Annotated in this window: 11 protein-coding genes; 3 read left to right on the top strand and 8 right to left on the bottom strand. The window is 71.5% G+C overall.

All coding sequences use genetic code 11. The features are described from left to right. Window positions 1–106 precede the first annotated feature (106 nt). From OG974_RS04785 to OG974_RS04750, 8 genes are all read right to left on the bottom strand, one after another. Window positions 107–1,378, bottom strand: a complete 1,272-nt coding sequence (locus OG974_RS04785) for an aspartate aminotransferase family protein (protein ID WP_327279712.1) — start codon at window positions 1,376–1,378, stop codon at window positions 107–109. 85 nt (window positions 1,379–1,463) lie between these two features. After that, on the bottom strand, window positions 1,464–3,494 hold the full coding sequence (locus OG974_RS04780) for a class I tRNA ligase family protein (protein WP_371645490.1): 2,031 nt from the start codon (window positions 3,492–3,494) through the stop codon (window positions 1,464–1,466). 79 nt (window positions 3,495–3,573) lie between these two features. Next, window positions 3,574–4,905, bottom strand: coding sequence for a SidA/IucD/PvdA family monooxygenase (locus OG974_RS04775; RefSeq protein ID WP_327279710.1), 1,332 nt, complete (start codon window positions 4,903–4,905; stop codon window positions 3,574–3,576). Window positions 4,906–4,918: 13 nt separating this feature from the next. Next, window positions 4,919–6,106: a saccharopine dehydrogenase C-terminal domain-containing protein gene (locus tag OG974_RS04770; protein WP_371645488.1), complete on the bottom strand. Its 1,188-nt coding sequence runs from the start codon at window positions 6,104–6,106 to the stop codon at window positions 4,919–4,921. Window positions 6,107–6,137: 31 nt separating this feature from the next. Further along, entirely contained in the window at window positions 6,138–7,400 is a 1,263-nt protein-coding gene (locus OG974_RS04765; RefSeq protein WP_328764418.1) for an ATP-grasp domain-containing protein, read from the bottom strand. A gap of 390 nt (window positions 7,401–7,790) precedes the next feature. After that, on the bottom strand, window positions 7,791–8,348 hold the full coding sequence (ssuE, locus tag OG974_RS04760; protein WP_371645485.1) for an NADPH-dependent FMN reductase: 558 nt from the start codon (window positions 8,346–8,348) through the stop codon (window positions 7,791–7,793). Window positions 8,349–8,388: 40 nt separating this feature from the next. Then, entirely contained in the window at window positions 8,389–9,618 is a 1,230-nt protein-coding gene (locus OG974_RS04755) for a Rieske 2Fe-2S domain-containing protein (RefSeq protein WP_329315255.1), read from the bottom strand. A gap of 108 nt (window positions 9,619–9,726) precedes the next feature. After that, on the bottom strand, window positions 9,727–10,629 hold the full coding sequence (locus OG974_RS04750; protein ID WP_327279705.1) for a PfkB family carbohydrate kinase: 903 nt from the start codon (window positions 10,627–10,629) through the stop codon (window positions 9,727–9,729). Window positions 10,630–10,774: 145 nt separating this feature from the next. Between OG974_RS04750 and OG974_RS04745 the strand changes: the two genes are divergently transcribed. The 3 genes from OG974_RS04745 (at window position 10,775) to OG974_RS04735 (ending at window position 14,596) form a co-directional block, all read left to right on the top strand. Then, on the top strand, window positions 10,775–11,929 hold the full coding sequence (locus OG974_RS04745; RefSeq protein WP_371645483.1) for a transposase domain-containing protein: 1,155 nt from the start codon (window positions 10,775–10,777) through the stop codon (window positions 11,927–11,929). Between the two features lie 215 nt (window positions 11,930–12,144). After that, a complete protein-coding gene (locus OG974_RS04740) occupies window positions 12,145–13,206 on the top strand; it encodes an LLM class flavin-dependent oxidoreductase (RefSeq protein WP_327279703.1) in 1,062 nt (353 codons plus the stop codon). Between the two features lie 4 nt (window positions 13,207–13,210). Further along, a complete protein-coding gene (locus OG974_RS04735) occupies window positions 13,211–14,596 on the top strand; it encodes an LLM class flavin-dependent oxidoreductase (RefSeq protein WP_327279702.1) in 1,386 nt (461 codons plus the stop codon). The last annotated feature ends 42 nt before the right edge of the window (window positions 14,597–14,638 follow it).

The following is a 14,638-nucleotide window of genomic DNA, read 5'->3' as shown; positions in this document are numbered from 1 at the left end:
CGTGGCGCAGCCCATCACTCGGGTCAGCTCAGGTCACTCGGAGCAGCTCGGGTCACTCGCAACAGCCGGTTCGGCTCGGGCCGGCGCGGGCCGGCCCGAGCCGGGATCAGGCCCGGCCCTCGGCCAGCACCTGGCGCAGGCTGGTGTCGAAGGCTTCGGCGAAGGCGGTGATGTCCTCGTCGGTCATCGGGGTGGAGATGCAGCCGAGGCCGCTGTCGCCGATGTGGACACCGTTGTCCAGCAGCACCCAGTACAGGCGCTTCATGGCCGCCGCGGGGCTGGTGTAGCCCTGCGGGGCGCTGGTGGCGATGATGCGGAACAGCGAGCCGAGGCCGTTGACGTCCCAGTCCAGTCCGGCGGACTCGACCGTGGCGCGCATGGCGGTGCGGGCGCGCTCGCCGAGCTCGCCGATCCGCTCGTGGGCCTCCGGGGTGAGCAGGCGCAGCGAGGTCACGCCGGAGCTCATGCTGACCGGGTTGGCGTTGTACGAGCCGGAGTGCGGCAGCGCCGGGGAACCCTGGCTCGGGTCGAAGACGCCCATGAACTTCCGCCGGCCGGCGACCGCACCGATCGGCATGCCGCCGCCGATGACCTTGCCGAGGACGGTGAGGTCAGCCTCGCTGCCGAGCAGGTGCATGGCGCCGTGGTAACCCACGCGGTAGGAGCCGACCTCGTCGGAGATGAGCAGGGCGCCGCTCTCGTCGCAGAAGGCGCGCAGCGCGTCCAGGTACTCCTTTTCGGCCGGGACCAGGCCGATCCGCCACGGCACCGGGTCGATCAGCACGCACGCCAGGTCGTCGGCGTGCTCGCGGAGCACCGCCAGGGCGCCCTCGGCGTCGTTGAAGGGGAACACGACGGTGTTGTCGACCACGCCCGCGGGGTTGCCGGTGACGGCGTGGTTGATGAGCGAGCCGGAGCCGTCGTTGTTGACGGCGACCGCGTCGTAGGCGCCGTGGTAAGCACCGGCGATCTTGGCGATCTTCGGGCGCTTGGTGTAGGCGCGGGCGGCCTGGACGGCCATCATCACGGCCTCTGTGCCGGAGCTGGTGAAGCGGACGTGCTCGAAGGTCTCGTTGCGGGCCGAGAGCGCCTCGGCGTACTCGACCTCGACCGGGGTGGGCATGCCGAAGCTGGCGCCGCGGCCGACGGCATCGGTGACCGCCTTCACCATCTCGGGGTGGGCGTGGCCGTGGATCAGGGTGGTGCTGTTGTTCAGGAAGTCGAGGCGCTCGACACCGTCGGCGTCGGTCACCCGGGCGCCGCTGCCGGACTGGATGTAGACCGGGTACGGGGCGCTGTAGACGGCGGTACGGCTGTTGCCGCCGGGCATGACCTCGACCGCGCGGGAGTACAGCTCGGCAGACTTGTCGGTGTTCACGTTGTGCCCTTTCACTACCGGAAAGAAGAAATGGGGGGAACGAAATGGAGGGGGTGAAAGCGGGGGACGCGCGGGGCGCGTCGGGTCAGCGGGCGGTCCGGATCGACACGTCCGCCGTGAAGTAGGGGCCGGCCAGGCTCACCCGGGTGCCCGCGGGGACCCACTGCGGGGTGTCCGTGGCCACGGCCCCCGCCGTGCCGAGCTGCTCGCCGAGCCGGGCAGCCAGGACGGGCACCAGCGGGCGGGCCGTCTCGGCCAGCGTGCGCACGGCCATCAGCTCCAGTGCCACGCAGGTACGGGCGTCGCCCGAGGGCGCACCGGCGGCGAGTACGTCCTCGGACACCTCCGCGAACCGGCGGGCCCGGTGGACGAAGGTACGGAGCAGCTCGGCAGCGCCGCGGGAGTCGAACCGCTCGGGCCGCAGGGCTCGGGGCAGTTCGGCGCGGAACTCCCGGATCTGCCCGTAGAACCTCTCTGCCTCGGCGTTCCAGCTGCCCGCCTCGGGGGCGGAGCCGCCGAAGTGCTTGTCCACCCGGGCGGCGACGGAGCCGAGCCAGGGCTCCAGGCCGTCGAGGAGTTCGGTCCGGACGAACTCGGCGTACTCGTCGATGACGAAGTCCCGGCGGCGGATGTCGGGTCGGGTGCCCGCGAGGTAGAGCCGCAGCTGATCGCGGGTCTGCTCGCGGAAGACCTCCCGACCCCAGATGGCGTGCATCCGGCCGGTGGAGAACTTCTGCCCGTCCAGGGTGTAGAACTCGTTGCAGATCATGGTGTCGGGCAGCGCCGGCTGTTCGGTGAACGAGCCGAGGACGGCCGGGAAGACGACGGTGCGCAGGAAGGCGTTGTCGAAGCCGAAGAACAACACCGTGCGCGGGTCGTTCTCCAGGACGTACTCCCGCCAGCCGGTCTCCCCCTTGCCCTTGGCGAGGGCGTCGAGGGCGGTGATGAAGCGGGCCGCCAGCTCGAAGGCCGAGTACATGCGCTGGCCTTCGGTGCCCCCGGTGGGGTCGGCCGGGACCAGGATGCCGTCGGGGGCGACGGTACTCACCGGGAGGTCGGGCAGCGGTCCGGCGAGGACCCGCTCGACGTAGGTGCGCAGCCGGGCGCTCATGTGGACGGTGCGCAGGTACGCGGTGAGCTTCTCGCGCAGCGGCTCCAGGGGCAGGTACCAGCGGGTGAGGTCGCGCTGCTCGGCGGGGGTGCCGCAGGTGGCACAGCTGGGGTCGCGCAGGTCCTCGTCGGCGAAGGGCAGTGCGCAGGCCTCGCACTCGATGCCGGCGGTGTCGTACGAGCCGCAGTGCGGGCAGGCGCCCGCGACGAACGCCTCGAAGAGGAACGTGCCGCAGGGGGTGCAGTGGTTGGCCTGCACGGTCTTGGTGACCACGGCGCCCTTGGCCCGGAGGTCCTCGAAGATCTCCAGGGCGACCCGGGGGTACTCGGGCGAGGAGGGGCGGACGAACACGTCCCACGTGATGTCGGCCGCGGTCAGGGCCTCCTGGATGGCGTCCGTGTTGCGTTCGGCCAGTTCGTAGAAGGACAGGCCCCGGCTGATGGCGGCGGAGGCCACCTGGGACTGGTGGCCCACGGTGCCGAGCAGCAGGTGGGCCTCGGCCCCGCGCCCTTCCAGGCCGCGCCGCACCAGGTCCGCTCCGAGGAACGGGCCGACCACGTGGCCGAGGTGGAGCTCGCCGTTCGGGGTGGGGAAGGAGGGCAGCAGCAGGACGGGCCGCTCTGCTCCGCCGGAGTGCTCCGCCCGCTCGCGGTGCGCCGCGTCGAGGACCGTCATGTCCTCCCACCAGGTGGTGAGGAAGGTCAGAGGGCGGTCGCCGGCGGTGTTGTGCAGGGTGTGCACGCCCAGCGGCGGCAGGCGTACGGTGTCGCCGGCGGTCACCCGGACGCTCTGTCCGTCCGAGGCGACCTCGCCCTCGCCGTCCAGGACCACCCACACCTCGGTGTCGTGGTGGTTGTGCGGGGCGGTCTTTTCGCCGGGGCGGAGGGTGACCCGGCGCAGGTTGAAGGGGAGGGCGTCCGGGCCGGCCCAGGCGGGCTCGACGCTGCGGACGAAGTCGGGCAGGTCGAGTTCCCCGACCGTGCGTGGGATGCGTATGACGTGCATGGCTGGGCGCGGAACGCCGTGCGGCCGGTGCCGGCCGTGGACGCCCCACTGCTCCTCTCGGGAAATGTCGTGTGCGGGATCAGGCCCGTCCGGCCGCGACGGCCCCCGGCTGCCTCGGATCCGCCGCGTCGGAACCGAGCGGCTCCCAGTCCAGGGCGGTGCTGACCGGGCCGGTGTCGTACCGCTCGTGGCCGAGCAGGCTGTTGGCGATGACGGCGCTGCGCCAGGCCAGCAGGCTCAGGTTGGGGTCGGCGACGCCGAATTCGCGGCGGGCCGCGTTCTGCACGTACACGCGGTGGTCGGCCGGTCCGTCCCAGTCGAGGCTGAAGTCGGAGCGTACGACGGGCAGTCCGTCGTGCAGGGTGAGCCGGTCCTTCAGGCCGAGGAGCGGCTCCGACATGCCGTGCTCGTAGCCGGTGGCGCAGATCACGATGTCGACGCTCTCGTGCACCGGGTCTCCGCCGCGGGCCGCCTGCCAGGTGGTGGCGAGCCCTTCCGGGGTGCGGGTCAAGGAGGTGAGGTGCTGGTCGAGCAGGATCCGGCAGGGCCGGCCGCCGCCCTCCAGCAGTTCCAGGTCGTACAGGCGCCGGTAGAGGTCCTGGAGGGTGGACAGGGAGATGCCGTCGCTGGCCATCCGCAACCGCTGGACCACGTCCTCGCGTTCGACCTCGGGGAGGCTGTGGAAGTAGCGGCTGTAGTCGGGCAGGAAGAGCTCGTCCACGAACGGGCTGTCGTCCAGCGGCAGCAGGTTGGTGCGCCGGGTGCCCCACACGATCCGCTCCGGGCGCTGCGTCTCGGAGGTGAGCAGGTGGCTGACGACTTCCGCGCCGCTCTGGCCGCCGCCGATCACGGCGACCCGCTTGCCCGCGAAGTCGCGGGGCTTGCGCAGGAGTTGCTCCGCGTGGAAGACGGTCTCGGGGTCGTGGCCGACGGCGCACTGCGGCAGCTTGGCGGTGAGTCCGGTACCGGTGGCCACGTTGCGGGCGCGCAGCACGCCGTCGGTGGTGTGCACCAGGAAGGCGGAGCCGTCCCACTCGACGGTCTCGGTGGTGACGCCGAACCGGAGGTTGTCCAGGCGCTGCGACACCCAGCGGCAGTACTGCTCGAACTCGCGCCGCGGCACCTTGGAGCGGCCGGTGACCAGCAGCCGGTACAGGCGCCTTTGCTCCACCTGGAAGGCGAGGAAGGAGTGCGGGTTGGTGGGATCGACCGGGGTGACCAGGTCCTTGAGGAAGTGAACCTGCATCTCGGCGTCCGGCACCATCAGGCCGGGGTGCCAGTCGAAGGCGTCCTTGCGGTCGAGGAACACGGCGGAGAAGCCGGGTTCGCGCGAGGTGAGGGCGGCGAGGCTGAGGTTGGAGGGGCCTAACCCTATTCCCACCAGGTCGTAGGTTCGCGGTGTTGTACTCATTTTGGGGCTCCCGTTACAGGTGGGGGCGTTCGGCTTCGGCGACCTCGTGGGCCGGCAGCCAGGTGACTCCGCGCCCGGTCAGCGAATGCATCACCCGCTCCGTCAACTCCTGGGAAAGGGCGAGGTGCGGTTTGATCCACCCGGTGCCGGTCACGGCCCGCTCGCCGAGCAGCCGGGTGGCGGCGGCCAGGGTGAAGCCGGTGGTGCGGGCCATCGCGGACAGGCCGGTGGTCTCGTCGGCGATGTCCAGCACGGTGGTGCGGAGGGAAGCGGGCCGGCCGTCCAGTTCCCCGTGGGCGGTGAGCTCCAGGACCACTGCGTCCCGGTCGTCCGCGCCGGCCCGCACCTGGGGCGAGAGCACGCGCTCGACCAGGCGCCGGGGGACCACGCGGGACCCGTCCACGTCCACCCCCTCGTCGGCCAGCAGACCGAGCCGGGCCAGTTCGGTGACGACCCGGGCGAAGCCCGGCCAGCGCAGGGTCTTTTGGGTGCAGTCCGCATCGCGGAGGGCCGGGTGTTCGCCCAGCCAGGGGGCCATCCCGTCGTGGTAGGCCTCCAGCCGGCCGACACCGGCGTAATCACGGGTCACCACTCCGGAGAACCGGGGGTGGTGCACCGGGCGGCCCCGGTCCAGGGCCAGTGCCTCTCGCTGGGCGATCGGCAGGTGGTGGTCGTTCTCGCCGCCGAAGAAGGCGGTGTAGCCCAAGGGTTCGCGGGGCTTGGTGGGTATTCCCCCGCAGTAGATCTCCAGGGAGTGGACCCGGTCGAGCCGCTGCGCGAGGTGGACGGCGAGCAGTTCGGTCAGGCCGGGCTCCAGGCCGACCGGCAGCAGGACGGTGCCGCCGGCGGACCGGATCCGGGTGTCGAGCGAGGGCAGTTCGGCCGTGGGCGGCCGCGTGATGGCGGCGACCGGACGGCCGGCGACGACCGCGGCGTGCAGGGCCTCGGCGGTGGGGGCCCAGGGCATCGCCATCGCGACGACCCCGCACCCCGTGAGGGCGGCGTCGAGGCCGGTGGCGGCCCGGACCGTGGCGGCGGGCCGGTTCCCGGTGCCGCCGCCCTCCTGCAACCAGTCCCGCAGGGCGGCGGCCTGGCCGGGATCCCGGTCCAGGAGCAGTAGCTCCTCGGTGCCCGGATCCGTGGCCAGCGCGTACGCGGCGGCCCGGCCCATCTGGCCGCAGCCGAGGAGGGCCACCTTCATGAGCACGCCCTCCGTTCCAGCGTGCTCCGGGTCATCCCGCGGGGTCGGCGGCAGGCGTGATCCTGGCCGTCGCCTCGGTGGTGACCCGGTGGAGGAGCTGCTCCAGCCCCTCGCGGGTGGCGTGGCGGGCGATGACCGCGACCACTCGCTGCTGGCCGAAGTTCTGCGGCGGCAGTGCCACTTCGGTACCGACGGGGACTTCGGTGAAGAAGTGGTCGTAGCCCGCCTCCTCACCCAGGGGCGTGAGGCCGTCGGCGCCTTCGAACCGGCCTGCCTGCTCGGCCAGGACGAAGCGCAGGCCGGCGTTGAGCTGCCGGTCGTGCTCCAGCCGGAGCGGTTCACCGGTGGCGACGCGGATCACGTTCTCGAAGTAGTTGACGCCGGTGGCCAGCGGCACCAGGTGGGAGCCGATGTAGTCGCCGGCGGGGCGGCCCGCGATCTCGATGAACCGCAGTCCCCGCTCGCCCCACTTGGCTTCCAGGTGGAAGGAGCAGTTGTCGAACTCAAGGGCTCCGACGATGTCCTTGGTGGTGGCGCTGATCTCGGCCAGGGCGTCGGCGGGCAGGGCGGTGGGCACCTTGTGTTCCAGTTCCAGGTGGAACGGGACGCTGGTGATCTTGTCGGTGACGGTCACGATGTGGACCTCACCGCCGGAGACGAAGCCCTCGACGCTCAGTTCGTCGCCTTCGAGGAACTCCTCGACGATGAACTCGGCGCCGAACTGCTTGAACACCGGGTCGAAGTCGGGGCGGGCGATGTCGGCGAGGCGCTCCATGGCCGCGTCGAGGTCCTCCGGCCGACGCAGTTCGAAGATTCCCTTCGAGCCGGAGGCGCCGGTGGGCTTGACCACGGCCGGGAGCCCGACCTCGTCGACGGCGGCCCGTAGGCCGGCCAGGTCGGTGACCTTGGCGAAGCGCGGGAGTACCCCCTCAAGGTGCCGCAGCGCGTCCTTCATGACGTACTTGTTGCGGGCCCGGAGGGCGGCGGTCTCGGACATGCCCGGAAGTCCGAGTTCGGCGGCGATCGCCGCCACCAGCTGTACGTCGACTTCGGTGAAGTTGGCGACGCCGGCGAAATCGTAGGTGGCGTGGAGTTCGCGGGCCGCTGCGATCGAGGCGGCCCGGTCGTACGTGTCGACCTGCCGGAATTCATGGACGAGCGGCTTTGCGAATTCAGGAATGGTCCGGCCGAGCAGAACCACTCGGTATCCGAGGCGCCGGGCGGCGAGCAGGGACTCAAGCCCTTCCCTCTGGATGCGCCGGAGATTGACAAGGAGAAGATGACGTTCCGTCACGGAATTGCCCCCGCTACATCGGGCGTACAAATGGAATCTCAAGCACCAATCGAGTGTCAGTCAAGCACAGCGCCTGAGGGTTGTGAAGGGGATCTTGGTCGGATCTTCGCCAATTCAGTTAAGAGCTGGCCGAAACGCTGCCCTCTCCCTCCGAATGTCTTGGTTTCGGCCACGAACCGAAAAGTCTGAGGCATCCGATCAGCGATTCCGATCACTTACCGGGCGCTTAACTTAATTGATCCCCACACCATGGACGCGACTCCGCGGATGCCTCCAACATGGCCTCTGACATGCGAAAACGCCGCCTGGACGACCGGGCCCGGAGATATCCGTGCGGTCGATCCAGACGGCGTCGTGAAAACCGTGTAAAGCGTCGGATGGGGGAATGCGTTAAAGAGACGCGCCCACCGATGCCCGACGATCACAGAGCGCGGCGGAGAATTGGTCGGTGACCCGTTCCAGCCCCACCGCGGATTCCGCGGCCACGCTCACCGCGCCGGCCTCTCCCAGGGTGATGTGCCGGTCGAGGGTGAACCAGCCCGGTGCGATGTGCGCGGCGCCCATGGAGGCCAGCACCGGTCGCAGGGCGTAGTCGATGGCCAGTACGTGGGCGGTGCTCCCGCCGGTGGCCAGCGGCAGCACCGCCTTGCCCGCGAAGGCGTACTGCGGCAGCAGGTCGAGCAATGACTTCAGCAGTCCGGAGTAGGCGGCCTTGTAGATCGGCGTGCCGATGACGATGCCGTCCGCACGCTCGAACTCCGCGGCCGCCGCCACGATCGCGGGGTGGTGCACATCGGCCCGGAACAGTGGATCGGCGGGCAAGGAACGTACGTCGAGGCGGGTCACCTCGTGCCCCTGGGCGAGGAGTCGGGCGTCCAGGTAGCGCAGCAGCCCGGTGGTCCGGGAGTTCGCCGAGGGACTCCCCGAAACGGACAGGACGGTGGCCATGAGAGGTCCCTTTCTCTGGGGTGGCCTGAGGCCGGGATTTCTACGAGGACGCGGAGCGCCAGTCCTCGCCCTCCGGCACGACGATCACGGCGGAGCGCACCGTGCCGTAGTCCGTGTCGGCGCCCAGACCCGCGGGGGTGGCGCCGGCGGCGTGTGCCTTGAGGGCGTCGAGCAGGAAACGGCGGGTGCGGACGATGCCGCGGTCGCTCTTGCCGGGGTTCTCGACCGTGCGGTCCACGATCGGGCCCATGCTCTCCTGCACGGCCACGTCCTGGAGGACCAGTCCGCGGATGCCGGAGAAGCTCTTGCCGTCCCGCATGGCCTGCCGGTCCTGGCCCCAGCCGTTCTCGCTGGTGTACCCCTCGCGGATGTTGTCCGGGTTGAGCGTGTCCAGGTCCAGGCCGAACTGCTCGCTGAAGTAGGACGGGTCGACCGGCTGGTCGTCGTTCCACCACAGGTACCACATGATCGTCTGGTGGTCGTTGACCGGAACCCAGGCGTGCCAGAGCCGGTCCCCGTTGGGCAGCTCGGGAACCACCGTGTACCAGGGCATGGCGAAGGGCTTCACCCGGGCCAGGGTCTCCCCGGAGGAGAGGGTGCGCAGGGCCGCGAAGCGCAGTCCGTACGGCTGCGGGTCGATGTCGTCGCGCGGGGCGGTGTCGTCCAGCAGGTCCTTCAGTGGCCCGTTGCGGGCCTCGGTCTCGTGCAGCAGGGAGACGTGTGCGGAGTCGATGTCCGCCTCCAGGCCCTGCAGCCAGTTGCAGTCCACCAGGGCGATGGTGGCGAAGACGTTCTCCGCCGGAAGCTTGGTGAACGGGAACTCCGGGAAGGGCGCGGGCTTGCGTCCGGTACCGCCGAGCCAGACCCAGATGACGCCGCCGGCCTCGACGACCGGGTGGTGCAGCAGTTTGACCCGCTCACCGAACCGCGGGCCGTCCTCCTCGGGCTCCGAGGGGGTCTCCAGCACCTTGCCCGAGACGTCGAACTTCCAGCCGTGGTAAATGCACCGCAGCGCGCAGTCCTCGTTGCGGGCGAGGACCAGAGAGGCCCCGCGGTGCGGGCACGCCTCGGCGAAGCAGCCGATGGTGCCGTCATCCGCGCGGAAGAACACGTACTTCTCGCCCAGCAGCTCCACCGGCAGCGGTGCACCGCCCCGTTCCGCGAGCCGCTCCGACCGCATGACGGGCAGCCAGTACTCGCGAAGCAACTGCCCCATGGGGGTGCCAGGACCCACCTGGGTCAGGGTCTCGTTCACCTTCTGAGTGGTCACTTCCGGCCTCCGTGATGATCGATATTCGGATCGACGCCGACTTCCCGGCAGCCGCCCACCCTTCAAGACGATCCAGGCCCGCCGGGTGTGACAGCCGGCGGGCCCGGATCAGGCCCGTGCCGGGTGCGCCAGGACCGCGTACGGGTGCGGGGCGTCCTCCGGTGCACCGAGGAAACGGCTGGTCAGAGCGGTGGCCTCGGCCAGTGCCGGGATCCAGTCCAGGCCGGCCAGCCGTCCGGCCAGCAGACATCCGAACAGCACGTCGCCCGCCCCGACCGTGATGACCTCGCCGGCCAGGGTGACGGCCGGCTGGTGGACCGGTTCGGAGCCGTCGGCCGGCACCAGCAGGGATCCGTCCCCGCCGAGGGTGACCAGGCAGTGTCCGCCGGGGTCGGGCAACCGGCGTGCGGCGGCCGCGATGTCCGCCCGCCCGGTCAGCGGCCGGCCCGCCCACAGGACGAGTTCGCGCAGGTTCAGGGCGACGAGATCGGCCCCGCGGCCCTGCGGCCGCAGTTTGGACACCTCGTTGGGGTCGGCCGACAACAGCCAGAACGGCACGCCCCGGTCCCGCGCGGTGTCGGCCAGCCAGGCCAGACCCGGTTCCTCGGCGTCCGTACCGGCGGCCAGCACCCCCGCGTCCTCGAACAGGTCCCGGGACTTGTCGAGGAGTTCGGGCGTGATCAGGCCGAGGGCGCGCTCGCCGAGGAACCTCTTGTCGACCACGGACCCCTCGACCAGTTCGGCGTGGAACACTGGCAACGGCGCCCGTTCCGGCAGCCGCAGCCAGTCCACGCCGTTTCCGGCCAGATGTCCGCCGACCGCCGGGCCGAGCTCCCCGGAGTACGCCACGGTGGCCAGGGCCGGCCGGGCGCCGCGCGCGGCGAGCGCGCAGGCGGCGTTGTTGGCCACCCCGCCCCACCGCACGGTGGCCGGGTCCTGCCCCCGGCCCAGCGGGCCCTCGTGCAGGAAATCCAGGGTGACGGTGCCGACGAGCACCGGCCGTCCGGTCATTGAATTACGTTTGATGGAACTCACCCTTCTTTTTGAATTTCTTTACCGGGGTGCCGGAAAACGCATAACGCGTACGGGGCGTCGCGGAGCGTGAGAATATGCACCCTCTACCCCACCAAACCCAATCGGCAAAGGAGGCCCCGAAATGGTGCGCGCCGGCGATCTGGCAACGGCGGATTCCGCCCGCCCGGCGGACGGAATTACGGCCGGCATTCTGACGTGGGCCTTTCCGCCGGCCCTCGTGGACGAGGCGGTCGCGGCTGCCAGCCGCACCGAGCAGCGCGCTCGGACGCTGTCCGCCCGGACCATGGTCTATCACGCCCTGGCCATGTGGTTGTACCCCTCGACCGGCCACGAGGAGGTGCTGCGCAGGCTCATGCGGGGGCTGGCCCGCAAGCACGGCTGGGCCCGCGGCTGGCGCATGCCCACGCCCTCGGCTCTCGCCCAGGCCCGGCAGCGGCTGGGACCGGCCCCGCTGCGGCTGCTGTTCCGCACGGTCGCCCCGCGGGCCGTTCCGCAGGCGCCGCCCGGGATGCGTCGGCCGGTCACGCTCGACGCGCTCACCCTCTGCGTGCCCGACACCCACGCCAACCGGGACCGGTTCGGCACGGCGGCGACCGCGGACCGGGGCACCGTTCCGCAGGTGCGGCTGGTCGCGCTCGGGCACTGCGGTGCGCACGCGGTCCTCGACGCGGCCGTGGGGCCGCTGTCCCTGGGTTCCGCCTGTTTGGCGCTGGAACTGCTGCCGTCCCTGGGCGAGGGGACCCTGCTGCTGGCCGAACTCGACGCGCTGTCGGTGGGGTTGTGGCGGCAGGCCGCCGGCACACGGGCGGACCTGCTCTGGCGGGCCGGCCCGGACTGGCCGCTGCCGGTGGACGAGGTCCTGGCCGACGGCAGCTACCTCTCACGGCTGGCGGAACCGGAGGCCCCGGCCGCCGCGCCGGTTCCGGTGCGGGTGATCCCGTACGACCGCGACGGCTGGTCCGGTCCCGCGGAGCGGCTGATCACCACGCTGCTCGCGCCCGAGGAGGCGGCCGCGGCCCAGCTGATCGAGGCGCACCGCAGCCGGTGGGGGCTGGCCGACATGGTGGAGGACATCCTCGCCGGCGGGCTGTCCGGGATCGAGCTGCTGCGCTCCCGCGGCCCCGATCTGGTCGAGCAGGAGATCTGGGCCATGCTGCTGGTCCACCATGCCGTGCACGGCCTGATCGTGGACGCCCAGGACTTCGAGTCGGCGACCGCGGAGGGCCTCGTCACCGTGGCCGGAACCGTACGCATGGCACCACAGGACCGCTTGTAGGCCCCTCCAAGATCGTGTTAGCTTCCGGCAGGTCTGCCCGGTTCTGCCGACGCGACGGAGTCCTGTCTCCGGCCGGCATGGAACCGTCACGCGTCCCCGCCACCGCCCTCCGTGCGATGTCCGTTGCGGCCGCGTCTCCTCTTCTTCCTCTCCACTGTTTCCCCCTCTCCACGATGCTCTGCCCGTCTGTTCTCCCCCGTCATTGGAGGCACCACGTGAGCACGGGAATGCTCCTGGGTTACGAACTACCCGAGGCGGGTCTTCCGGACCCCACCGCCTTCCTGCTGGCCGCCGCCCGGAAGGCCGAGGCCGCCCGGGTCCACCACCTCGTCCTCGGGGACCGGCCGGCCGCCGGCCCCGCCGGGCCCGGGACACCGGCCTCCCTGGTCGCGGTGTCCCTGCTGGCCGTCAGCACCAGCCGGATCGGCCTCGTCATGACCGCCGCGCCGGCCTACCACGAGCCGTACAACCTGGCCCGGATGGTGGCCTCGGTGGACCACATCAGCCACGGCCGGGCGGGCTGGCGGGTGATCACCGGACCCGACGCGGCCGCCGATGCCAACCACCGTCGCGAGGGGGTGGATCCGGTCACCGACCGCGAGGCCCGGGCCCGCGAATTCGTGCCGGTCGTCCAGAACCTGTGGGACACCTGGGAGGACGGCGCCTTCGTCCACGAGAAGGGCACCGGCCGGTTCATCGACAGCGGCCGCGTGCACGTCCTGGACCACCGCGGCACGCTGCGGGTCCGCGGGCCGCTGAACGTGGTCCGTCCGCCCCAGGGGCACCCGGTGGTCCTCGCCGACGCCTCCGACCCGCTGGTCTCGGCCCATGCCGACGTGCTGGCCGTGGGCAACCCCGACTCCGCGCTCACCGCGGCGCAGGCCGGCGGCCGACCCCGGCTCGGGGTGGTCACCCCGTTCGTCGCCGCCACCGAGGAACGCGCCCGCGAGCTGCACGCCCTGGCCGGCGCTCCGGTGTCCGACCCCGCACGCGCAGTGCTGACCGGCACCCCCGGGCAGCTCGCCGAACGGCTCGGCGCCTGGTTCGACCGGGGCGCGGTCGACGGTTTCACCGTGCGCTTCCCGCCCCCCGGCCCCGACGGCACCGCGAACGCCGAGCGCATCGACGAGTTCACCGACACGGTGCTGCCCCTGCTCACCGCCGCCGGACGGTTTCCGGCCACGTACGCCGCCGACACGCTGCGCGGTCACTTCGGGCTGACCCGGCCCGCCAACCGTCTCGCCGAGCGGCTCGCCGCCGGCCCGGAAAGGGATTGAGGACATGCCCACCGAGCGACAGCTCCATCTCGGCCTGATGTTCTGGGCCACCGGCACGCACGCCGCGGGCTGGCGCCATCCCGACGCGCGCGCGGACGCGGCGTACGACATCGACCTCATCCAGGAGGTCACCGCGGAGGCCGAACGCGCCAAGTTCGACTTCGTGTTCCTCGGCGACCGGCTGGCCAGCGACCCGTCCTTGCAGTACAGCAACCCGGCGCAGATCTCGCGGCTGGAGCCCTTCGCCACGGCCACCGCGATGGCCGCCGCCACCACCCGGATCGGGGTGGTGGTCACCGCGAACCCGACCTACTCCGACCCGTACTCCATCGCCCGGCTGCTGGCCTCCCTGGACCACGTCAGCGCAGGACGCGCCGCATGGAACCTGGTCACCGGCGCCGACACGGCGGCCGCGTTCAACTTCGGCCGGGAGGAGCACTGGGACACGGCCAAGCGCTACGCGTGGGCGCAGGAGTGCCTCCAGGTGGTCCGCGACCTGTGGGACAGCGGCGCCGACGCCGGATCCGGGCCCCGCCCGCTCGGCCACCGCGGCACCTACTTCTCGGTGGACGGACCGCTGGACGTGGCCCGGCCGCCGCAGGGGCAGGTGGTGCTGTTCAACGCCGGCACCTCGGACCAGTCCCGCGAACTCAGCGCCCGCGAGGCCGACATCGTCTTCGCCGGCATGCAGCCGACCTTCGCCCTGCGCCAGGCGTACTACGCCGACATCAAGGAGCGGGCCGACCGCTACGACCGGGCGGACCAGGTCACCATCCTGCCCGGGCTGACCCCGATCGTCGCGCCGACCACCGAGGAGGCGGTCGAGCTGTACGACCTGCTCAACTCGCTCCTGGTGCTGGACCCCGAGGAGGAGCCGGGCGAGCTGGTCCGCAAGGGCGGCATCGGCGAGGGCCACCGGCGCAACCTGTCTTCCGCGAGCCGGGTGTTCGGGGTGGAGCTGCGCGGCAACGACCTGGCCGCGGAGGTGCCGGCCGAGACCCTGGCCGCGGTGTCCGAGGAGGGTGCCCTGCGGCTGGCGGAGATCACCCGGCTGACCCGGCGGACCGTCGACGGTCCGCGCCGGATCACCTACGGGGACCTGGTGCACGCCGCACCGTCCGAGCTCTCACACACGGTGGTCGGCAACCCGGAAGAGGTCGCCGACATGATCCAGGAGTGGTTCGAGGGCGGCGCCGCCGACGGCTTCAACATCTACCCGGCGTACGTGCCCGGTTCGGTGACCGCGTTCACCGAACTGGTGGTGCCGGTCCTCCAGCGGCGCGGGCTCTACCGCAAGGACTACACCGGGAGCACCCTGCGGGAGCACCTCGGGCTACCGGTGCCGCCGCGCCGCCCGTCCCCCACGTCAGCCGTCCGATCGACCGACTGATCAACCGACCGCCGAACCCGTACGAAAGCAAGAGGTGAACTG

This window comes from Streptomyces sp. NBC_00597, assembly GCF_041431095.1.
GTDB lineage: Bacteria > Actinomycetota > Actinomycetes > Streptomycetales > Streptomycetaceae > Streptomyces.
Note: the sequence above shows the minus strand (reverse complement) of the source record. Positions and strands in the feature narration are given on the sequence as shown.

Bases quoted from the DNA above. Each gene is read 5' to 3' on its own strand.
- OG974_RS04780 (WP_371645490.1), bottom strand. From the start codon at position 3,494: ATGCACGTCATACGCATCCCACGCACGGTCGGGGAACTCGACCTGCCC.
- OG974_RS04775 (WP_327279710.1), bottom strand. From the start codon at position 4,905: ATGAGTACAACACCGCGAACCTACGACCTGGTGGGAATAGGGTTAGGC.
- OG974_RS04770 (WP_371645488.1), bottom strand. From the start codon at position 6,106: ATGAAGGTGGCCCTCCTCGGCTGCGGCCAGATGGGCCGGGCCGCCGCG.
- ssuE (WP_371645485.1), bottom strand. From the start codon at position 8,348: ATGGCCACCGTCCTGTCCGTTTCGGGGAGTCCCTCGGCGAACTCCCGG.
- OG974_RS04750 (WP_327279705.1), bottom strand. From the start codon at position 10,629: ATGACCGGACGGCCGGTGCTCGTCGGCACCGTCACCCTGGATTTCCTG.
- OG974_RS04745 (WP_371645483.1), top strand. From the start codon at position 10,775: ATGGTGCGCGCCGGCGATCTGGCAACGGCGGATTCCGCCCGCCCGGCG.
- OG974_RS04735 (WP_327279702.1), top strand. From the start codon at position 13,211: ATGCCCACCGAGCGACAGCTCCATCTCGGCCTGATGTTCTGGGCCACC.